We start from the raw sequence: 22665 nt of genomic DNA, 5'->3' as shown, positions 1-22665 counted from the left end.
CTAAGCTGGTTAAAGGACTAGCATGTCTTTGATCATAAGATTCGTGCCAAACCAACTAGCCAATGTGAAGACAGTGTATTAGCGGCATGCTCGATTATTGATCGGAGTTCTAATAACAATGTGGTTAAATTAAAATTAGTAAATCTTATGAATTGCTAATAAATTTGTTTAAAATAACCAACGATGTAAAACGCTATCCTGCAACGATTCGATTAGGATTCAATTGAAATCATTAGATTTACTTGACTAATCGCACAAAAATTAATAGAATTAACAACGTTGTATTATTAAGATTTTGATTAGGAGGCGTACCATATGAAAGCATCACAACGATTGTTGGTTAAGAAACCAGTCAATCCAGCTAATTTTAATAAGGGTGGCCTCGCCAAAACGCTAAGTGCGTTTAGTTTAACGATGATGGGTGTCGGGGCGATCGTTGGTTCCGGGATCTTTATTACACCAGGAATTATTGCGGCTAAGTATGCCGGACCAGCAGCGATGCTCTCGTTTGTAATTGCTGCGGTCGTTTGTTCATTGGCAGCATTATGTTACGCTGAATTTTCTTCGACTATCCCACTTGCAGGGAGTGCCTATACTTATGTTTATACGGTATTTGGTGAATTCCTGGCATGGATCTTAGGTTGGTCGCTAATCTCCGAGTATTTGTTTGCAGTCTCATCAGTAGCCGTTAGTTGGTCATCTTATTTTCAGAATTTAATGAGTGGCTTTGGACTGAAGCTTCCCGCATTCTTGTCGGCTGCAGCGGGGACCGCTGGTACTAGTGGCGCTGGGTTCAACTTGATTGCCTTTGTGGTGGTCTTAGCGGTTTCACTATTATTAGTGGGTGGCCTGCAAGAGTCGACCCGCGTCAATTCAATCATGGTGATTATTAAGATTCTTGTCATTATGCTATTTATCGGTGTGGCAATTTTCTTTGTTAAACCAGCTAATTATCATCCGTTTATGCCCCATGGAGTTAATGGCCTAGTGAAGGGGGCATCGTTGGCTTTCTACGCGTACATTGGGTTTGACGCCGTGTCGACAGCCTCAGAAGAAGTTAAGAATCCTAAACGTAATATGCCCATTGGGATTGTTGGCTCGTTGGTAGTGGCCTCAATTTTGTACGTAGCCATGGCGGCTGTTTTGGTCGGTGTCGTACATTATAGTAAGCTGAACGTTGGTGACCCAGTCGCTTACGCGTTAGCTGTTATTCATCAAAACTGGGCGGCGGGCATCGTTTCGCTCGGTGCCGTTGTCGGGATGACGACCGTCTTGATCGTGATGTTATATGGTGGAACGCGGCTGCTGTTTGCGATTAGTCGTGATGGGTTATTGCCAAAAGTGTTTCGGACGGTCAGTCCGCATACCAAAGTTCCGGTTAAAAGTACATGGATCTTTGGAATAATTGCCAGTATTTTTGCAGCGGTGATTCCGTTGGATAAAATTGCCGAATTAGTTAATATTGGAACGCTATTTGCATTCGCTATGGTCTCGATTGGCGTTGTCTTCCTGCGCCGTCACGAAACGCTACAGCAAATTGACAGTTCGTTTAAAGTGCCATTTTATCCAGTACTGCCAATCGTCTCATTTCTGGCGTGCATTTATCTCATGTTGAATTTACAAGCATTCACGTGGCACATGTTTGGTGTTTGGCTAGCGATTGGTATCGTAATTTACTTCGCTTATAGTTATCGGCATTCCCGAATTCGCGCGGGTCTGCGTAATAAAGAAGAGAAATCATAATTAATTGAACGTGCGCCCAAAGGTAGTCTGCTTGCAAGCAACCTTTGGGCGTACGTTTCGATAATTTTGATAGAAAAACTATGCTCGGATGCTTAAGTGAACTGAGCATGATTAGTTTTGTCCAGCTTTTTTGCCCCTACGTTTATCGTGGGGGTATGCTATAATTAAGCGCGTAATTTATAAGGTAAAGAGAATTGAGGTGGCTGATGATGCAAAGACGTTCAAACGCCTATCATATCAGTGTATTAGCGGTACTAATGGCCATTGTGATCATTCAAAATATTGTTCCATTTTTTGGCTATATTCCATTACCAGGATTGAGTATTACGACGATTCACGTGACGGTCATTATTGCGGCCGTTGTTTTAGGGCCACGAGATGGCGCTATTATTGGGGGAGCATGGGGGCTAATCGCATGGATTCGAGCGTTTGTGGCGCCGACCAGTCCGTTAGCACCAATTGTATTTACTAATCCGTTGATTTCAGTCATTCCACGGATTCTAGTTGGGTTAGTTGCTGGTTGGATTTTTATTTGGTTTCAAAAGCGGCATCAAAAAGTGCTGGGGTTGACCTTGGCAGGTGTGGCAGGTGCGTTAGTCAATACGATTCTAGTCTTAGGTTTGATTGGATTATTGTATAGTCACCAAGCTGCTGGTTTTTATCAAGTTAATTTGAGTAAGCTAATGCCATATTTGTTAACTATCGTTGCCTCTAATGGGATTCCGGAAGCAATTTTGGCTGGAATCTTAACACCACTAATTGGGACACCGTTACTACGCTTTAAAAAATGATTGTTAGGACTCTCGTTAAGTTCAATGATTTGTGAGTTGAGCAATTTAAAAGATCAAACAGCCACCGCCGGAAATTGATATTTCTGGCGGTGGCTGTTTGATAACTGCTATTTAACAAGCTGAACTTTTTTCTGACTAATAATTACTTTGTTGTGATACTTATCAACGATGACGGGATCAGGACTTGTAAAAGCAATTAGATACGAATTAGTGTAACTTTTCGTAATTGTTCCCGTATAAGTTTGACCTTCCAAGACGAATGTCACTTGTGTACCAATGTCCATGGTGATTCCTCTTTTCTCACAATAGTTTTATTAAGGATACCACATTGACAAATTGTGCTGGTAAAAGTTGACTAATTAAAACGTCGCCGAATGTGGGCCCAAAGGCCAGTTATTATGGCTAGGAGACCGGCACCTAGCGCACCTAGCCATGACTGAGTTGTCTCGCTTGTTTGTGGGAGACTGGCCGTGGCTTTGGTAGCCGGTGAAGAGACGGAGACCAGATCAGTATTGCTGGTCTCAGTTGTCGCGGCAGTGACCGTTGTAGGGGTCGAAACACTTATTTCATGGTCACTGAAATCTTGACGCAGACTAGCCGTGACTGCCGAACCGCTGTCATCGTGGTTAACTAACCAGTCAGTGTTGGTCGTAGCATTTGCAACGCTGATAGTTGAATCGTTGGCCTGGGCTTTGATAACGCTGTTCTGATCGATAGGATGTGTCTGGGCATTAGTGGTCGTCGAATGTGTTGCGTTCACGCTTGTTTCTGGATCACTATCCACTGCATTGTCCATGTCGGTCAAATCAACATATCCAGTCGTTGAATCGTTACTGGTCTTAGTCTTGTCGGTTGTGTCAGCTACATTATCGTTAGTTGTGGTGTTATCGACGCTGGCTTGATGATTACTAGTTGCCTTATTAGGCGTCGCGTCATCGGTCGTGGTCGTTTGAGAATCGCTCGCATCGGCATCAGCGCCGCTGGCAAGACCATTGCCCTGTGTCTTAGAATCAGTAGTTGTCTGGTTGTCAGTCGTGTTCTGATTAGTGTTATCCGGCACTTGATCAACATCGACAGCTTTATCCTCAGCATCTGTTACGGATAACAGTGGTGTTAAGAAAGCTAACAAATGTTGACGGTATTGGAGAATCGCATTATTGGCCGCAGCGTGTCCACCGACCGTTCCTGGTAAGATCCAAACTTCTTGGTCAGCCGAATGATTGGCGGCAGCTAATTCTAATGATTGGGTATATGGAATAAAAGCATCATCTTGTGTATGAATTAAAAGTAGTGGCACGGTAATTTTGCTAGCCGCGTCCGTTGCTGATAAGTCATCGACACTAAAGCCTTGTTCCTTGATCAAGCGTGCGTTCATTGCCGCCACGATTTTATCATAGGATAAAAATGGCAAGCTCGTAATGGCTGGTAAACCAACGGATTGAAGCGCGTTAGAAACGGCGCTGATGGCTTTCGTGTACAACGAACTACCCAGTTCTGGTAAGGTGGCGTACCCGGCATCCGCGACGACAGCTTTTACAGATTTTGAAAGGCCAGGAACTGAGGCTGCTTCTAACACGGTGTCGGCACCTAAGGATTGTCCATAGAAGACAACTTGACTGTTGGCACCGTTTCGTTCGTCGACCAGCTTGACCCAGTTCAACCAGTCATACTTGTCTTGATAACCAAAAGTCAAATTGTCGCCATCACTTAGGAACTGGCCCCGTTGACTTGGCATTAAGACATTATAGCCCATGTCATACCAGATTTTAGAAACATAGCCGATCCAATCAACGTGTTCCGTCCAACCTTGACCGATGATGACAGTTTTGGTGGAGTCACCATTTTGGATGTAGTAGGCGCGAACGTTTTGAGTCGGATCATTATATTCAGGCAGGGTCCAAGTCTCTTTAGTGACATTGTCCCACCAAGTCACGGTCGTCGGATAATATTCCTCAGCTGCAGCACGATCAGTAGCGTAAGCGACTGGATCAAGACCTTCCCACGTGTTAGAAATGTCATAACGGTGTTCGTTCATTTCGGTTCGTAAATTAGAAAGGGCTTCTGAGCCAGTTCCAGTGAAGACGATCGGATAAAGCACATTGCCCACAATCGTACTGGCAATATCAGTTGGAAGTTCCTTGAGCTCGGTTAGAATTGTCGCTAACTTGGCCTTAGCCGCTGCCAATTTTTCTTGACCGGCTGGCGTTGCGGCTTGATTTGCTAAGTCCTTGATCGTATTAACAACGGCGACGATGTCACTCGCATCTAACGTGACCGTCGTAGTGTCCGTCTTATCAGAGGTGGTCACTTTTTTCCAAGTCACACTGTAAGGGCCACTTTGTGTAATCGTGACCGTACTTTTTTGGTTGCCAGTCGTGTCGTTGGTTTCATAGATTAAGCCGTGACCACTGTCACTTGTGACAGCACTGGCGGCACTTGTGGCCGCAACACTAGTTGGTGTCGTCGTAGTGGCCGAATCAGGGTTAGCACTTGTCGTAGTGGTCATTTTAGTGGTGGTAGTATCAGCGGTTGATTCGGTCCTGGTTGCAGTTGTACTACTGGATTGATTGCCGTTACTAGTGGCTGAGCTAGCGGCTTGCTCATCATGACTAACGGTACTGGTAGCCGTCGAACTAGTACTGTCGGTGATACGATTAGTTGCTGTGCTACTAATCGTATCACCGACAGTGGCCTGGTCAGCAGCTAACTTGGTAGTATCACTAGCATCAGCAGCGCTGGTGCTGACTTGATTCTCAGTACTGCCCGGTATCGTATTGCTATTGGAATCGGTCGTTGCCTTGTCGACGTGGCTGGCAGAAGTGGTGAGTGTTGTGTTTGAATCAGCCACCGTTGCCCCGGCGGCTTGACTGAGTCTAGCAACACTCGCGGGAGCATTGGTAGCAGAAGTGGTTGTGGCACTTACTGGGGTAGTCGTTGCTGCTAGCGCGTTAGTGGTCAGCATTAAGGTACTGCCGAGCCCCGCAATGGTAATTCCCGCGTAAACCCAATGTTTGCCATCTTTGAACATTTTATAATGATCAACGGTGGTCGTTTGTTGTGAATTCCTTTTCATGATATATACTCCTCGTAACGTTTTATTCTATTGCACGTTTAAAAATATAGCACGGCATCGCATCCTTGTTTGCGTTTTCGTAGACGAAACTTTTCAAAACAGATCGTTTTTTAATAACGCCATCATTTGTTTATATTATGAACATATTTTCGAGTTGGTTAACCACAATTATTATTTTTACTGCCCCTTGAAAATGGGTGATGGTAGGGCTTCATCTCGTTTTTTTCTCCGATAATTAATTAGTAAAATGTGAACTTACAAACGAGTGATTGTACTAATAGTGGCCTTGAAAATTAGCGGCTTTGACTATTTTGGGAATAAAAGTTGAGATTGATTGAAATTTCACTTATCACTTGCTATTATGAAAGGTGAATAAAGTGTTTCCGCTTTCGTAGGGAATAAATTAATAAAGGGGGGACCATTATGAATCTCGGATTAAGTATTTTATCCTTGGCGCGCTTTCAGTTCGCGATGACCACGGTGTTTCATTTCTTCTTTGTGCCATTATCAATCGGCTTAGCCTTGGTTGTTGCTATCATGGAAACGGTGTATGTTGTCAAAAAAGACATCATGTACAAGCACATGGCACAATTTTGGGGCCGAATTTTCTTACTTAGTTTTGCCGTTGGTGTCGTGACGGGGATTATACAAGAATTCCAATTTGGGATGAACTGGTCTGATTATTCACGGTTTATGGGTGACATTTTTGGGGCGCCACTAGCGATTGAAGCGTTAGTTGCCTTCTTTATGGAATCCACGTTTATTGGGTTATGGATGTTTGGTTGGGATCGTTTTAATGCCAAGTTGCACTGTGCGTTTATCTGGTTAACGTCAATTGGGACAATGATTTCCGCAATGTGGATCTTAGCCGCGAACAGTTTCATGCAAAATCCAGTTGGTTTTATGATCAATGCCAAGACTGGTCGGGCACAAATGACCAGCTTTGCGGCAGTTATTAAGAACGAACAGCTTTGGTATGAATTACCGCACGTGTTATTCGGTGCCTTTGTGACCGGTTCATTTGTGGTTGCTGGAATGGCGGCGTTTGCATTACTCAGGAAGAAAAACGTCACCTTTTTCCGCAAGTCGATCAAAGTTAGTTTGATCGTTGGGTTGATTGCGTCCATCGGTGTAATTGGGATGGGGGATTTACAAACCCGCTATATCATTAAGGAACAACCAATGAAGTTTGCTGCGACTGAAGGTTTATACAAGGATTCTGGTTCGCCAGCTTCGTGGGCAGTTATTGAAGGGATGGATACCAAGAACCATAAGGCCAACTGGTCGATTGAAATCCCGTATGTGTTAGATATTTTAAGCTATCATAAATTGTCTGGTAACGTTAAGGGTCAAAATACCCTTAATAAAGAATTACATGCCAAGTATGATAAGAAATTTGGCAAGGATATGAACTACTATGTCCCAACCAAGACACTCTTCTGGAGTTTTCGGGTGATGACCGTGGCCGGTGGACTCTTTGCCCTCATCGCCATTATTGGCTTGTACTGCAATCGTGCTAAGTCAACACTGATTGAACGGCAGCGTTGGTTCCTGTGGATTCTCGGTATCTGTACGTTCTTACCATTCGCTGCCAACACGGCTGGGTGGTTAATTACCGAATTAGGTCGTTATCCATGGGTTGTTTATGGTCTGTTGACAATTGCGGATGCCGTCTCACCAAATGTTAGTGTGGCCTCGTTATTAATTTCTAATATCGTGTACTTCTGCTTGTTCAGTGGTTTAGGCATTGTGATGATCGTGTTATCACGGCGTGCCTTACATCAAGGCCCTGATGATTTACTACAAGCTAGTGATGACGCACCGTATGATCCTTATGGTAAGGAGGCGTTCAGTCATGAGTAATCTACAATTCTTATGGTTTATTCTGGTGGGCGTTTTGTTCAGTGGTTTCTTCTTCCTTGAAGGTTTTGACTTTGGGGTCGGCATGACCATTAAGAGTTTAGCCCAGACGCGCGCTGAGCGCGATGTTGTGATTCATACGATTGGCCCTCATTGGGATGCCAATGAAGTGTGGTTGATTACTGCTGGTGGGGCAATGTTTGCGTCGTTTCCAATGTGGTATGCTTCCTTATTCTCAGGATTCTATCTCATTTTGTTATTGATTTTAGTTGCGCTTATTATGCGGGGCGTGTCATTTGAATTCCGAAGTCGGATGGAAAGTGACGCTGGTCGTAATTTCTGGGAATGGGCCGCCGCTTTAGGCAGTTTCTTTGCCGCCTTCCTGTTTGGCATGATGTTCACTGCGCTAGTTAAGGGAATGCCAATCAATGCCAACGGCGATATGACCGCACATTTTACCGATTATGTGAACCTATTCTCAATCGTCGGTGGGGTTGCAGTGACGTTACTGTGCTACTTGCACGGCTTGAACTTTATTCGCTTGAAGACAACTGGCACGCTGCGTGAACGGGCACTTCAATGGGCCAAACCATTGTACTGGGTCTTATTTGCTGGTGAAGTGGTCTTTGCGATTCTCTTGTTCTTCAATACTGATTTCTTTACCAAAAAGCCAATCTCAACGACGATTTTAGTGATAGCCTTAGTAGCCTTAACGGTATTAGCAACTTGGGGTGTCTATGGTAACCATGAGTGGTTGTCATTTATTAGTAGTGGGTTGTCATTAATTGACGTGGTAGTCCTCTTGTTCAATGGATTATTCCCACGAGTAATGGTTGCCAATAATTCGGCTTACAGTATTCTCATTAAAGATGCGTCTAACTCGCCGTACACATTACACCTGATGACAGTCATCTCATTGTCGGTATTACCGATTATGTTGATTTACTTTATTTGGAGTTATTGGGTCTTCTACAAACGATTGGCATCGTAATTTAAATGCTGATGACGACAGCATTATAGGTGCGGTGGTACAATTAACTCAACAGCACCAACGGGGTCGCGACCTTGGCCAAGTGCCAAGGTGCGACCCCGTTCATTTTAAGCAGGGAGGGATCGGATTTGTTTGATCCAGCGTTATTTAAACTACCAGGAATGCGCCGAGCAGCCACCGTTCTAGCTTTACTGGCAATCATTGAAGGTGTCTGTATTGTCTTTCAAGCCTATTATTTATCAGTGGCCATTGTTGGCTTATGGCATTTACATTCACTGGCATCGATCAGTCAGCCCATGCTATGGTTTGCATTGGCCTGGATAGGACGCCAATTATTGGTTGTTGTTAAAAATCGAGTCATGTATCCGTTAGTTGAACGGACAACCGGGGATTTACGGCGCCAAGTGATGCAGAAGTTATACCGACTAGGTCCCAGTTACGTGGCTAAGACTGGGACTGGCAATGTGGTCACAACCGCCCTTGAAGGTATCGATAAAGTTCAGACGTACTTGATGCTAGTTGTTATCAAAGTCATTGATATGATGATTATTCCGTGGATTATTTTGATTTATATTGCGTGGTTACGTTGGCGCGAGGCCCTTTTTCTATTAGCCATTTTTCCGTTAATTATTCTATTCATGATTATTTTAGGCTACGCCGCCCAAGCAAAGGCTGATAAACAATATGTTGGTTATCAGCGCATGTCAAACCACTTTGTTGATACGCTGCGCGGTTTACCAACCTTAAAGCAGTTAGGGCTGAGCAAACGGTATGCTGACAACGTTTATCAGGTCAGTGAAGGTTACCGTAAGCAAACGATGGCGGTTATTAAAATCGCGATGCTATCAACTTTTGCCTTGGATTTCTTTACGACGTTATCGATTGCAGTGGTGGCTGTATTCCTAGGATTTGGTCTCATCAACGGCACAATTACGTTACTACCAGCACTAGTTATTTTAGTCTTGTCTCCGGACTATTTCTTACCATTGCGGACATTTGCCAACGATTATCACGCGACGTTAAATGGTAAGAATGCATTCGCCGATGTCCAAAGAATGTTGGCATTGCCAGTTCCAACTGAGCGTCAGCAACTAGGAACTAAGGCGGTTGAATGGCACGCAGATAGTACGTTAAGTCTACACGATGTTGATTTTAGTTATGATGATAAGCAGCTGGCCTTGCAACACATTAATATTGATGTACATGGTTATCAACGGATTGGGATTATTGGTGCTTCGGGGTCTGGTAAGTCAACGTTAATCAACTTGTTAGGTGGTTTCCTAACGCCAGTTGCTGAGCAGGGACAGATTCAAGTAAATGGTCAAACAATTGCCCATTTAAGTCAGGAGGCTTGGCAGCAGAGTTTCTTCTATATTCCACAGAATCCTTATTTATTTCACGCGACTTTGGCTGAAAATTTAGCCTTTTACCAACCAGCTGCATCGCGTGTAGCGATTGAGCAAGCTGCTGAAAAAGCGGGCTTGAGCGCGTGGATTGCGACGTTACCGGCTGGCTTAGATACACCGATTGGCGAGGGCTCACGTGGCGTGAGTGGTGGTCAGGCGCAGCGCATTGCTTTAGCTCGGGCCTTCCTTGATGACTCACGGCGTGTTTTATTATTCGATGAACCCACGGCTCACTTAGATATTGAGACCGAGGCAGAGTTGAAAACAACGATTTTACCCGTCCTCAATGACCACTTAGTCTTCTTTGCGACGCACCGATTACACTGGATCAATCAGATGGATTACGTGTTGGTGATGGACCATGGTCAAATTGTTGAACAAGGCACGCCGGCAGAATTAGCCGCTCATGACGGGGCTTATGTTCGGTTACGTGATGAAATGGTAGGTGCGATCTAATGAAAAATTTTTTAGCAACCTTTAAAAATGATACTTGGGTCATGCCGTATTTGCGAAAGTACAAAAAATTACTGGTGTTGACCTTGTTCCTGGGCCTCATGACATTTTTCTGTGGTTCAGCGTTGATGTTCAACTCTGGTTATTTAATCAGTAAGGCCGCACGACACCCGTATAATATTCTGATGATCTACGTTCCAATCGTTCTGACAAGGGCGTTTGGGATTGGGCGGCCCGCGTTTCGTTACGCGGAACGAATTACTAGTCACAATTGGGTATTACGGATCGTGTCGGATTTTCGAAAGAAATTGTATCAAGCAGTTGCCAAGCATGCGGTAGCGATTCGTCAGAACTTCCAGACTGGCGATGTTCTCAGTATTTTAGCGGATGACATTGACCATATTGAGAACTTGTATTTACGAACTGTTTTTCCAACGGTAATTGCGTGGCTCATGACGGTAATTATTGTGATTGGCCTCGGTTATTTCAGTTGGTGGTTCGGGTTACTGATGTTATTAATGTTAGGGTTGGTCGTTGTGGTGATGCCACTGTGGTCAGTCTTATTGAACGGGGCGCGTGAATCGCATAGTCGCCAAATTCAACAGGGCTTTTATACCCAGTTGACAGATTCAGTCATGGGACTGGGTGATTGGTTGATAGCAGGCCGGCAAACTGATTTTTATGAACGGCAGACTAAACCAATCGAAGCCATTGCAGCATTACGCAAGCAGGATCACCGCTTCCAATGGTGGCGTGACTTTACGATTCAAATCATCTTTGGGGTGATCTGTTTAGCATTACTGGTTTGGAGTAGTTTTTACTGGACGACGAATGCAGCTAGTTCTAATTGGATCGCGGCTTTTGTACTTTCCGTCTTTCCGTTAGTTGATGCAATGCAGTCTGTCAGTCAGGGTGTTAGTGAATGGCCAAGCTATCAACGGTCAATCAAACGGGTGAATGCGTTAGATACGGCACCTGAAGATGCTCATGATCAGACGGTCTTAACGGAACCGTTTCAAGTTTTGCGGATTGCTGACCTTGACTTTAAATACACGGAAGGGGGCCACTCAATTTTTGATGGCCTGAATCTGACCTTAAAAGCTGGTGAGAAGTTAGCATTGTTAGGTCCTTCCGGAACAGGTAAGAGTACTTTGCTTAAATTAATTTTAGGTGATTTGACACCGGATGTCGGAACGGTTCAATTGAACGATGTCCCGGTTGCACGGTTACAAAATCAGCGGGCTCAGTTGTTTGGTGTCTTAGATCAACAGCCATACTTATTCAATACCACGATTATGAATAATGTGCGCATGGGCAATTTACAGGCAACGGATGAACAAGTTAAAGCTGCGCTGAGAGCAGTTGAATTGGAACCGTTGATCGCAACATTATCGGATGGCTACGAGACAGTCGTGGAAGAAGGCGGCGCGCGTTTCTCTGGCGGTGAACGTCAACGGTTAGCGTTAGCCCGGATCTTATTGCAAGATGCACCCATTATTATTTTGGATGAGCCGACTGTTAGTCTTGATCCGATTACTGAGGCTCATCTGCTCACAACGGTGTTCCGAGTATTGCACGATAAGACGATTCTGTGGGTCACACATCATTTGGCAGGTGTTAACCATGTTGATCAGGTGCGCTTCCTGGAAGACGGCAAGTTTGATATGGCCGGCACGCCGAGCGAGTTGTATGCGAGTGCGCCACGATTTAAACGCCTTTATGATTTAGATCAAGGACGTGATGATGCTGATTAATAACTGGTCAAGTAGTTGGCAAGTGTGCTCAAGTGCTTATTTTGATTGTGAAAGTTGATTTGTATCATTGTGTGGTCTAGCTTGTGCTCATTGCTATTAAAATAGCTGATTTTAGACACTAAAAAGGACTAGGTCTTTGCTGAAGGGTCCCTATAAGTATTAGATTCAATTAATCTAATACTTATAGGGGCTTCATGGACCTAGTCCTTTTTAGCGTGTACTAATCGTTATTTTTGGTTCGACGAGTTAGTAATATTTTAATTGAGCCGAATTTTGAACGTCGACCACGTAAGCCTTCGTGCCTAAGCGGCTGAGTAAAGTCCGGACATCACTATAATTGATTGAGACGCAACCGGCTGTCGCCCATTGGTTCTTGACATGAATAAAGAAGCCAGAGCCATTACGTTGACCGTGATTGTCCATCACAATCGCTAACTGATACTGATTATGGGGCGCAGCCTTAGTATAGTTAATCAGATGCTCGTTTTTATTGTTGGCCCATTTGCGATTCTGCCAGGTGTTATATTGATGGTCGTTCAGATCTTCAATCCAGTATGAATTTTGTTTGATTTGCCGATAAGCCATGCCACTAGTTTTGGCACTGGCGGCTTTACCAAATGCAAAGCTTAAATGATAGACGCCTTTGGGAGTGGTACTGCTGCCTTCATGGGAATTGCCAATCCCGGCAGCCCCGATACGACTTGCTGAAGTTAGTGTGTTTTTCCAACCACGATTGGTTTTTTGCCAGAGTCTAAGAGTAGCTGTGGACGAGCCATTTTGAATCACCGTGACGATCTGCTGAGCTTTTTTAGCGACTTTCATTCTGGAGACTAGTGTTGCTTCAGATGGGGTGGCTTTAGACTTGACTGGCTTTAAGTAGCCACTCCAAATCCAACCGGTAGCCCCATTCTTACTGTTATGAACCCAGTAGTAACGCACTTTTTTGCCGTGCATAATAATGTCAGTTTGCTGAGTCGTCGTCCAGACGGTGTTGCGATAATTCTTCAAGTCATGATTGGACTTGAATGTCCACCGATTATAATTACCATTGGCCCTAAACGTATGCGATTTGGTGTCCGTTGTATAATAGGCCCTTTTAGCGGTTGCCCGAGTTGGTGTACGATGATAGTAAGTACTGGCGTGCGCAGAGACAGCGCTTAGCATCGTGATTGATGCAATCATTAGTACGCTCCCCAGCAAGCGCTTAGCAATTCTTTTCATGAATGTCCTCCTAAATAAAAAATATCCCCTGTTATTACAACATTTATACAAATACTATAATACAATTTATTTTGGTGAAATGGCTAACTTTTTAATATGCTTGTAACCATGCTAAAAAATCAGCTCGTCAAAGTAACCTGATGACCTTAGCGAGCTGATCGAGTTTGTTGGTTGATTAATGATTGCGAACTAGTAATTCGGTGACTAACCGGCGTAAAGTTTGTTGCGTTTCGCCAGTCGGAAGTTGGTCAATTAAGTTGAGCGCAGTTTTCGTATAATGGGTAGCCAACTGTTGAGCCTGAGTAACGCCACCTAACGCAATGACTTGATCGCGAATTGTTAGTAACTGCTCATTGTTGATATGGTCTCCCAGTTGCGGCAATTGTTCCGCTAATTGGGGCTCCACTGTTAGGGCATAGATCAGGGGCAATGAATAAACACCGTCACGGAGATCATTAAGGACTGGTTTTTGAGTTAAGGCCTCATCACCGGCATAATCGAGGACGTCGTCAAGCATTTGATAGGCTAGTCCCATGCGTTCGCCAATTTGTTGTGCTAATTTAACAACGTTTGCGGGGGCCCCGGCAAAGTGCGCCCCTTGTTCACAGCTCAGGCTGAATAAACGGGCCGTTTTACCACGAGCAATCGTTAAGTAGTCATCAACCGTCGTTGTTGGATCGAAGTTATGTGCCATCTGGTCAAGCTCACCTTGGAGGATTGACCGCATGGCGGCGGTATTAACCTTGACGTCGTCAGCACTTTTAGCAGCAATTAAAACCTGATCGAAATAGCAAGTGAATAGCAAGTCACCAGCATAGATGGCGTTGCGTTGACCATAATCTTGGTGAATTGTCGTGACGTGGCGCCGTTCGGGTGACTCATCAATCACATCATCGTGAATCAAGGTAGCCACATGCAGTAACTCCATAGCTGCAGCACCGGCTCGTAAACGAGTCGTGTCATGGTCCGGTCCAAACTGACTAAATAAGTAAAAGAAGCCAGGACGCAAAAACTTGCCACCCGCTGCGAGTAAGTCGTGAACCCGGTCGTTAATGGCCGCATTATTAATTTTTACGTTGGTAGCTAGGTATGGCTTTAAAGCTGCTAATTCTTGTGCGATAAGGCTTTCTGGTTGCCAAATGGTTTGCATCATGATGAGATCCCCCGTTTTTTTGAGATGGCTCCGGGGCGTTTTGACGCCAACACTTGCAGCCAGTCACATTCTAAAATACAATCTACATTAAAGGTACAAATAACTAGTAAGGTTGTCAAACAAAAGGATGGTGTAAATCATTGAAGCCAAAAGTGTTTCTTGAATTTGTTGAAATTAAATCATTGATTGCGAGCGTGTTACCGTTCGTTTTGGGGAGTATGTACGCTTATTATAATTATCATCAGTTGCATCTTGGGTATTTATTGCTATTTTTTATTGCCTCGTCACTTTTCCACATGGCGACTAATGCGAATGATAATTATCAAGATTTTCTACACGCGCCTCGTAATGACGACAACCAAGAGTTTTTGCAGGAAACTAACGTGGTCGGTGTCAATCAAATCTCGATTAGCCAGGCACGAACGATTACATTTGGGTTAGCAGGAATTTCCCTGATTATCGGGCTATGGTTAGTGACCCAAACAGGGTTGCCATTATTATGGATGGGCTTGTATTCATATGCGGTTGGTTACTTTTACGCCGGCGGTCCCAAGCCGATTTCACAAGGCCCATTCGGTGAGTTCTTCTCTGGTTTTACGATGGGTTTCATGATTTTTTGGATTGCCGTTTTTATTAATACTTATGACACAGCTGCTATCACGTGGCAGTCAACACTTGCTGTTTTGATTGCTTCAGGCTTGGCGATTTTTGCAATTTCCAACATTATGTTAGCTAATAATATTTGTGATATGGATGAAGACATTGCGCTGGGCCGGCATACGATTTTGTATTATCTTGGTAAACCAGTAATGCTCCAAGTGTTTGCCTGGAGCTACGTGGCTGGATACGCTTGTTTGGTGATGGCTGTTTTCATGGGGGTACTCCCCAAACTGAGTCTATTGACGTTAATCAGTATCATTCCGGTCTGGAAAAATACGCGGGTTTTCATGCACAGGCAAGTCAAACGCGAGACCTTCACGATTTCAATCAAAAATGCAACGTTGATCTGTCTTTCTTTTATTGTCTTTATGGGCTTGGGCTTGATTTTTAATTAATTTCTTGGTGAGTGCGTTTTAATTTAAAGTAGTTGCAATATTAGTCTTAACAATATTGCGTACTAGCAATCCTAAAACACTGCAAAAAGCAGCCTGAAAATCGTGGCATCGCACGGTATTCAGGCTGCTTTTAAATAAAGTTAGGGACTAGTCTTCAAAGGGATAGCGGTAATCCCACTGCGCGCGAGCGGCGGTCATGACATCCATGACGTCGGTTGTTTTGGCAAGACTTGTATTGTGAAGTTTGCCAGCAACCATTTTTTGCATATCAGCAATTTCATAATTCATGGCGTTAGTGCTGTCACCAGCCGTAATGGTCTCAGTGTGTCCCGCATTATCCGTGAAAGTGGCACTGTCAGCACGTGGGTAAGTATCAACGGTAAAGTAGCCATTTTCGTACGCTACAATTCCTCGCTTAGGCATCTTGGCTCGGAAAGTTAAGGCGATGGTTGCCAGTTCATCGTTGGCATTCCGTAACGTGATTGTTGAGGACTCGTCGACGCCACTACTGAATCGGTGCATGGTCGTCCCAGTAATGTATGGCTTAGCAGTCAAGAATTCTTCAACGAAGGCAAGGGCGTAAACGCCGATGTCCAGCAGAGCACCACCGGCCAAGTCGGGATTAAAGAAGCGATTGGTGGGGTCAGGCTCTTTGAAGCTTCCAAAACTAGCTTGGATCATCTTTAAATCACCTAGATGACGTTCGGCAGCAAAATCATGGAGTTTCTCATACAGTGGCATATGATAGAGCGTCATGGCTTCTGCTAGAATTAGATGGTTGCTAGCGGCGACTTCTTTGGCAATGGCGAGTTGGTTACTAGACATGGTGATCGCCTTTTCGCTGAGCACGTGTTTACCAGCGCGTAAGGCGGGCAGAATCGTGTCGATGTGATAGTTATGAGGTGTTGCAACGTAAACGATGTCAACTTGCTCGTCAGCCAGTAAATCGGCTAAATTGCCATAGGCCTTAGAAATATTGTGCTCGGCTGCAAAGGCACTCGCCTTTTCCTGTGAACGCGAACAAACAGCGTAGATTTCTCCATCAGGCTGATTGAAATATTTAACGAAACTGTGTGCGATGTTACCAAGGCCGACGATGGCCCAGCGATAAGTTTTCGACATTAAAAGATTCCTCCTAGAATTAATCGAATGTGAACACTTACATTTTAGCAAAAAAATAAAGAATTGGCGCTGGATAATCATGTAAAATTAATTCAGAAGTCGGTAGAATAGAGTGTGATCAGTAATGTGCCAGTGATTATTTAGTATATGATTCATGACACCGATTAACAAACACAAGGTGTCAGGTGATGACCGGGAAGGGGGGCGTAACATGGCAGTTAAGCGTCGGCGACCGCGTCGAAAGCAGCGGTCACAATTATTTGTTAAAAAAGGGCGCCTCCAATGGGTCAATATCTTATTAGTCATTACGGCAATGGTTGGTATGGTCTGGTATATTCAACAGAATTGGGCGGCTAAATCACAAGTGACGACAGCACCAACAACGACGCATACTGCGTTTATTAAGAAATTAGTTCCGGCTGCCCAACAACTCGACCAACAATATCATGTCTTGGCGAGCATCACACTGAGTCAAGCCATCTTAGAGTCAGATTGGGGTCAAAGCACCAATGCGACTGAAAATAATAATTTGTTTGGTGTTAAGTCCGCATCGGGTCGCTTGATGACGACGCAAGAATATTATGATGGTGCCTATCACACAGTTAAACGCCGCTTTGCCGTTTACGACAGTTGGCACGCGTCGCTTGTGGATCATGCCAAAAAATTAGCCTACGGAACGACTTGGGATTCTCAGCACTACGCCGCAGTTATTAAAGCCACTGATTATCAGACGGCGGCCCAAGCATTACAGACGGCTGGCTATGCCACTGACCCAAGTTATGCACAAAAATTAATTAATATTATTCAAAAATATGACTTACAACGGTATGATAGAAAGTAATCAAACTAATTGCAATATTTTAATGTCGGTTATAATTCTAGGAGGGTACTATGCGAGAACTTGAAGAACGTATTTTGAAAGATGGTCGGGTGCTTCCCGGTGAAGTATTGAAAGTGGATGGCTTTTTGAATCATCAAGTTGATCCTGACTTAATGTTTGCCATGGGAACAGAATTTGCCCATTTATTTCAAGATGCAGGTGTAACTAAAATCTTGACGGTGGAATCATCAGGAATTGCGCCGGCAGTCATGGCTGGGTTAGCGCTGCACGTGCCCGTCGTGTTTGCACGTAAGCACAAGTCGGTGACGTTAATTGATGATTTGTATACTGCTGAAGTGTATTCTTACACCAAGAAGACGTCTAACCATATCTCGATTGCGAAAAAGTTCTTACAGGCGGATGATCAAGTCTTGTTAATTGATGACTTCTTAGCCAATGGTCAAGCTGTTCAAGGAATGTTTGAGATTTGTGATAAGGCCCACGTCAAAATCGCTGGGGTCGGGATCGTGATTGAAAAGGTCTTCCAAACTGGTCATCAATTGATTGCTGACCGAGGTGTCCGATTAGAATCATTAGCACAGATTACATCATTTGATGGTGATCGGGTGCACTTTGCTTCGGAGGACTAGGATTAAGCTAAGAAAGCGGGGATTGTGATGCACGTTGACATTGGGATGCTCGTCCTTATTTTTGTTATCAACTTTGCTTACATTACGTTAAATACTGTCCGTTTTCTACTCGTGATGCGTGGCTATCGGTATTTTGCAGCATTTGCGAGTGTGATTGAGATTACAATTTACGTCTTAGGATTGTCGCTTGTCCTGGATCGGCTGCATAATCCGATTAACTTAGTTGTATATGCGTTAGGCTACGGTGTCGGGGTATATGTTGGGATGGTGATTGAAGACCATTTGGCATTAGGTTACACGATGATTTCAGTTATTTTACCTGACCCTAAGTCGTCATTACCTGGGGTGCTTCGCGAAAATGGTTTCGGGGTTACACAACATGCCGCTTACGGCCTAGAAGGTGAGCGGTTAGAGCTAGAAATATTGGCGCCGCGGAAGAATGAGCGCCGGCTGTATGGCCTGATCAAAGACGCGGCACCCAATGCGTTTGTGATTGCGTATGAACCGCGTTATATTTCCGGTGGCTTTTGGCTCAAGCGAGTCAAGCGACGGAACGAACGCCGAAAAAAGCAGTGATAAACTTGCAACCGTGCGCGTCAGCAAGTATGATTGTTACAGGATAATGCACGCTAAAAGTGATTCAATAATCAGATTATAATTATTTAAAGTATAGGAAAGTAGGGACTGAAGTGGACAACTCGATTTTAAACCCAGGTGGTACGCTTGGCATTATTGGAAGTAGTACTAATGGTGTTGGATTAGTAATTGCCGCGCGTAATGCTGGCATCAATGTCGGGGTATACGGCGATAACGAAAATACTGAGACCATGGAACTGGCAGATTTTCGCGTTGTCGGGGCCCTCAATGACCAACAACAGTTACAAAATTTTGCGGAACGTTGCGATATGGTGACTTACGAGTCGGAAACCATTGATGCGTCGGTCATTAAGTTTTTGGCGGCGCACACCCGGGTACCACAAGGGGCTGATGCGCTAGAAATTACGCAAGACCGCTCCTTAGAACGGGCATTTTTTAGCCAGCTTAATTTGAACGTGGCACCGTCAGCCACGATCGTGAGTCTGGATGATGTCTACCAATCAATTGGCTCAATTGGTTACCCAAGTATTTTGAAGCCGATTCAAAAGGGCTTAGGTCAGAATCGCCAGCTCGTCATTAAGACGCAGACGGATATTGTCAAGGCGGCTGATCTGTTGGATTGGGGCACTTATTTGTTAGAGTCACTGATTCCATATGACAAGGAACTTTCCGTATTTGGTGCTAAGAGCGGAGATACGACGGCGTTCTTCCCAACGGTTGAGAACCGGTATCGCAATCATGAGCTGGTTGCCTCAATCGTTCCGGCGCAAATCGATGCGGCGGTGAATGATGAAATGCTGCGGATCACGAAAGAAATTAGTGATAACTTGAGTTATACGGGTGTTTTTGAAGTCGCCTTCTTCTTAACGAAGGGCGGTAACTTATACGTGAAGCGGATCGTCCCTGCGATGCATCAGGCAGGGTATGTCTTCGAACGTGCAACGAACATTAGTATGGCGGAACAACACCTGCGGGCAATTGCGGGACTGCCATTAATGCCTGTCAAGCAGTTGATGCCTGTGGTTGCTGCTTACTTTACACCGGCTCAGGAAAGTGGCATTCGGACGCAGTGGCAGATTAAGACTAACTGGTTCTTTAATTTCTATCACCGGACGCTGTTGCAAGCGCACCGGGCGCCGGTTGCCGGCCATGTGTTAGTGGAGGCACCGAGTGTTAAAGAAGCGCTCGAACAGATCGAAGATACCAGTATTTGGCAGTTTGGCAAAACAACGCCGGCTGATAATGAAACTGAAGCTGAGTAATGAATGATTAGAGCCTAGTCTCACGGATCATTACCGTTAATTCAATCGTACTGTTCGCGACCGACGACCAGCCATTATGGGCAACAGTCGCGAATAAATAAAGTTCGTAATCCAATTCATCTTGTGAATTGGATTTTTTAACGTTTGGGGACATGTCTTCCAAATGACGAAAGGGCAATTATCGGAGTAGGTGGCGTTGAGAATGGTGCGGCGGGCATTTTGGCTAAAAATTGAGTAAGTCTCAAAATTGCTTAAAGTTACGCAATATTGCCGTCAATTCGTTTCCCGTGAATAGTAGAAGTTGTAAAATTAACATAGGTGTCACTGACAATGGAAAAACCGCGATTTTTGTGTGAGATGCTGACCTTAAAGTACAGCAATCACGGCCAAAATTTGCTATAATGTTTGGTGACTGATTTTTAGAAAGGGTGGCGAACAGCGTGTCGAAAGAAAGCCTATTGGCAGGAATGAATGACAAGCAACAGGAAGCCGTTTTAGACACAGAAGGACCGCTACTAATTATGGCCGGTGCGGGCTCAGGAAAGACCCGGGTACTGACGCATCGGGTAGCTTATTTAATTGAAGAACAAGGGGTCAACCCTTGGAACGTTTTAGCAATTACCTTTACGAATAAGGCCGCTCGTGAAATGCGTGAACGGGTCGGTAAGTTGCTAGGTGAATCGGCGCAGGACGTATGGGTTTCGACATTCCATGCCCTGTGTGTCCGAATCTTACGACGCGATATTGAACAGATTGGATATAACCGGGCCTTTACGATTGCGGGGACCAGTGAACAACGGACACTAGTTAAACGAATCCTGACGGAACAAAATATCGATTCGAAAAAATTTGATCCACGTTCGATTTTATCCGCAATTTCAAATGCTAAAAATGATTTGCAGACGCCAGAAATGTACAAAGAGTCGGCTGCAAGTCCTTTTGAGAGTGTTGTGGCGGATGTTTATTTGCAATATCAGCGCGAGTTGGCAGCTGATCAAGCAGTTGATTTTGACGACTTGATCATGTTGACGATTCAGCTATTTAAACAGAATCCTGAAACGCTGGCGTGGTATCAAAATAAGTTCCATTATATTCATGTGGACGAATATCAAGATACGAACAATGCGCAATATACGTTGGTCAACATGTTAGCTGACAAGTATAAGAATTTGTGTGTAGTTGGGGATGCCGACCAATCAATCTATGGTTGGCGGGGTGCCAACATGGAAAATATTCTTGACTTTGAGAAGGATTACCCGCAGGCTGACACGGTCATGTTGGAACAAAATTATCGTTCGACCAAGACCATTTTGTCGGCGGCGAATGCAGTTATTAACAATAATTCAACGCGGCGGCCGAAGAAATTATGGACTGAGAATGAACCGGGCAACAAGATTTCCTATTATCGTGGCCAGAGTGAAAGCGACGAAACGCACTTTGTGATTGCGAAGATTCAAGAAAGCATGCAGGCGGATAAGCTTGATTATGGTGACTTTGCGATTCTTTATCGGACAAACGCACAGTCACGGGTTATGGAAGAATCACTTGTTAAGGCCAATATTCCGTACACGATGGTTGGTGGCAATAAGTTCTATGACCGTAAAGAAATTCGGGATGTCTTATCCTACTTGACCTTGGCTGTGAACGACCAGGATTCGATGAATTTTGAACGGGTCGTTAACGAGCCTAAGCGGGGTATTGGTCAGACGAGTGTTGAAAAGTTACGGTTATTTGCGGACGAAGCAGGTTATTCTATGTTGGAAGCAGCTAGCAATGTCGATATGGCTAACGGTATTTCGGCGCGTGCTAAAGGTGCGTTGGCGAAGTTTGCAGCGACAATGAATGAATTGCGCGCCATGCGGGAATACTTGTCTGTGACGGACTTGACGCAAGAAATCCTTGACCGTACGGGCTATATGAAGGCCTTGAAGGATGCCAAAGCAACGAAATCATTAGAAGCGCAAGCGCGGATTGAAAACATCGAAGAATTCTTGTCTGTGACGAAGCAATTCGATGATAGTTATCAACCAGAAGATGAAGACAGTGATAAGTTTGTTGATTTCTTAGCAGATTTGGCACTGGTTTCGGACGTTGATAACGTTGAAGAAGAACCTCAAGCAGTGACGTTGATGACGTTACATGCGGCTAAGGGGCTAGAATTTCCGGTTGTCTTCTTGATTGGGATGGAAGAAGGCATCTTTCCATTATCACGGGCGATGATGGACGAAGACGAGTTAGAAGAAGAACGACGATTAGCATATGTTGGGATTACGCGGGCTGAGAAAAAGCTGTACTTGACTAACGCGTACTCACGGATGTTATATGGGCGGCGTCAGAACAATGCGGCTTCCCGATTCGTTGAAGAAATTGAACCAGAGTTACTTAAGAATGAAAATACGTTGGATGGCGCTAGTAGCACTGGCCCCAAAGTCCCATTTGGTGCGGATCGTGAACGCCGCGCCTTTACACCATCGTATAAGAAGAATCCTGTTGGTACGCGGGCCACAGTTAAAAAGGCGAGTGGTACGGGGGCTGATAAGAATAGTTGGTCGATTGGTGACAAGGTCAAGCATCGTAAGTGGGGCACTGGAACAGTTGTAAAAGTAACGGGTGCCGGTGAGGATGCTGAATTGGATATTGCCTTTAAGTCTGAAGGAATTAAGCGGTTATTAGCAGCATTTGCACCAATCCAAAAAGTACAGGATTAGTTAGGA

At 44.6% G+C, this 22665-nt stretch carries 17 protein-coding genes; 12 read left to right on the top strand and 5 right to left on the bottom strand.

Translation table 11 applies throughout. The features are described 5' to 3' along the window. Positions 1-315 precede the first annotated feature (315 nt). Positions 316-1743 carry an amino acid permease gene (locus tag RXV91_RS00360; RefSeq protein WP_316438222.1) on the top strand — a complete coding sequence of 476 codons (1428 nt, stop codon included), beginning with the start codon at positions 316-318 and terminating at the stop codon, positions 1741-1743. A 209-nt stretch (positions 1744-1952) separates the two neighbouring features. Continuing rightward, positions 1953-2534, top strand: a complete 582-nt coding sequence (locus tag RXV91_RS00355) for an ECF transporter S component (RefSeq protein ID WP_316438524.1) — start codon at positions 1953-1955, stop codon at positions 2532-2534. A 107-nt stretch (positions 2535-2641) separates the two neighbouring features. Here RXV91_RS00355 and RXV91_RS00350 read toward each other — a convergent pair whose 3' ends face one another. Together RXV91_RS00350 and RXV91_RS00345 are read right to left on the bottom strand one after the other, a co-directional pair. Then, on the bottom strand, positions 2642-2818 hold the full coding sequence (locus RXV91_RS00350) for a hypothetical protein (RefSeq protein WP_316438221.1): 177 nt from the start codon (positions 2816-2818) through the stop codon (positions 2642-2644). Between the two features lie 71 nt (positions 2819-2889). Then, the gene (locus RXV91_RS00345) at positions 2890-5607 is read right to left on the bottom strand and encodes a serine aminopeptidase domain-containing protein (RefSeq protein ID WP_316438220.1); all 2718 of its coding nucleotides are present in this window, start codon (positions 5605-5607) and stop codon (positions 2890-2892) included. Positions 5608-6030: 423 nt separating this feature from the next. Between RXV91_RS00345 and RXV91_RS00340 the strand changes: the two genes are divergently transcribed. The 4 genes from RXV91_RS00340 (at position 6031) to cydC (ending at position 12071) form a co-directional block, all read left to right on the top strand. Continuing rightward, on the top strand, positions 6031-7470 hold the full coding sequence (locus RXV91_RS00340; RefSeq protein WP_316438219.1) for a cytochrome ubiquinol oxidase subunit I: 1440 nt from the start codon (positions 6031-6033) through the stop codon (positions 7468-7470). Beyond that, positions 7463-8458, top strand: coding sequence for a cytochrome d ubiquinol oxidase subunit II (cydB, locus tag RXV91_RS00335; RefSeq protein ID WP_316438218.1), 996 nt, complete (start codon positions 7463-7465; stop codon positions 8456-8458). The genes RXV91_RS00340 and cydB overlap by 8 nt, the downstream gene beginning before the upstream one ends. 128 nt (positions 8459-8586) lie before the next feature. Further along, positions 8587-10320 carry a thiol reductant ABC exporter subunit CydD gene (gene cydD / locus RXV91_RS00330; protein WP_316438217.1) on the top strand — a complete coding sequence of 578 codons (1734 nt, stop codon included), beginning with the start codon at positions 8587-8589 and terminating at the stop codon, positions 10318-10320. Further along, positions 10320-12071: a thiol reductant ABC exporter subunit CydC gene (gene cydC, locus RXV91_RS00325; RefSeq protein WP_316438216.1), complete on the top strand. Its 1752-nt coding sequence runs from the start codon at positions 10320-10322 to the stop codon at positions 12069-12071. The genes cydD and cydC overlap by 1 nt, the downstream gene beginning before the upstream one ends. Before the next feature lie 246 nt (positions 12072-12317). Here the strand turns inward: cydC and RXV91_RS00320 are convergent, their stop codons facing one another. Both RXV91_RS00320 and RXV91_RS00315 read right to left on the bottom strand, forming a co-directional pair. Next, on the bottom strand, positions 12318-13292 hold the full coding sequence (locus RXV91_RS00320; protein WP_316438215.1) for a L,D-transpeptidase family protein: 975 nt from the start codon (positions 13290-13292) through the stop codon (positions 12318-12320). 175 nt (positions 13293-13467) lie between these two features. Beyond that, positions 13468-14445, bottom strand: coding sequence for a polyprenyl synthetase family protein (locus RXV91_RS00315; protein WP_316438214.1), 978 nt, complete (start codon positions 14443-14445; stop codon positions 13468-13470). 140 nt (positions 14446-14585) lie between these two features. Between RXV91_RS00315 and RXV91_RS00310 the strand changes: the two genes are divergently transcribed. Next, entirely contained in the window at positions 14586-15500 is a 915-nt protein-coding gene (locus RXV91_RS00310) for a prenyltransferase (RefSeq protein WP_316438213.1), read from the top strand. Between the two features lie 147 nt (positions 15501-15647). On the opposite strand, the gene RXV91_RS00305 is transcribed toward RXV91_RS00310, so the two are convergent. Beyond that, positions 15648-16622 (bottom strand): Gfo/Idh/MocA family oxidoreductase, encoded by a 975-nt coding sequence (locus RXV91_RS00305; protein ID WP_316438212.1) that lies wholly within the window; start codon positions 16620-16622, stop codon positions 15648-15650. 211 nt (positions 16623-16833) lie between these two features. Here RXV91_RS00305 and RXV91_RS00300 point away from each other — a divergent pair, with 211 nt between their 5' ends. From RXV91_RS00300 to pcrA, 5 genes are all read left to right on the top strand, one after another. Beyond that, a complete protein-coding gene (locus RXV91_RS00300; protein WP_316438211.1) occupies positions 16834-17463 on the top strand; it encodes a glycoside hydrolase family 73 protein in 630 nt (209 codons plus the stop codon). Between the two features lie 50 nt (positions 17464-17513). Further along, positions 17514-18092, top strand: coding sequence for a xanthine phosphoribosyltransferase (locus tag RXV91_RS00295; RefSeq protein WP_316438210.1), 579 nt, complete (start codon positions 17514-17516; stop codon positions 18090-18092). 27 nt (positions 18093-18119) lie between these two features. Further along, positions 18120-18668 carry a DUF2179 domain-containing protein gene (locus tag RXV91_RS00290; RefSeq protein ID WP_316438209.1) on the top strand — a complete coding sequence of 183 codons (549 nt, stop codon included), beginning with the start codon at positions 18120-18122 and terminating at the stop codon, positions 18666-18668. Between the two features lie 113 nt (positions 18669-18781). Further along, the gene (locus tag RXV91_RS00285; protein ID WP_316438208.1) at positions 18782-19951 is read left to right on the top strand and encodes an ATP-grasp domain-containing protein; all 1170 of its coding nucleotides are present in this window, start codon (positions 18782-18784) and stop codon (positions 19949-19951) included. A gap of 440 nt (positions 19952-20391) precedes the next feature. Further along, entirely contained in the window at positions 20392-22659 is a 2268-nt protein-coding gene (gene pcrA / locus RXV91_RS00280; RefSeq protein WP_316438207.1) for a DNA helicase PcrA, read from the top strand. The last annotated feature ends 6 nt before the right edge of the window (positions 22660-22665 follow it).

Source organism: Lactiplantibacillus sp. DA1 (assembly GCF_032681335.1).
Taxonomy (GTDB): Bacteria; Bacillota; Bacilli; order Lactobacillales; family Lactobacillaceae; genus Lactiplantibacillus.
This window is presented reverse-complemented; position numbering and strand designations above follow the sequence as displayed.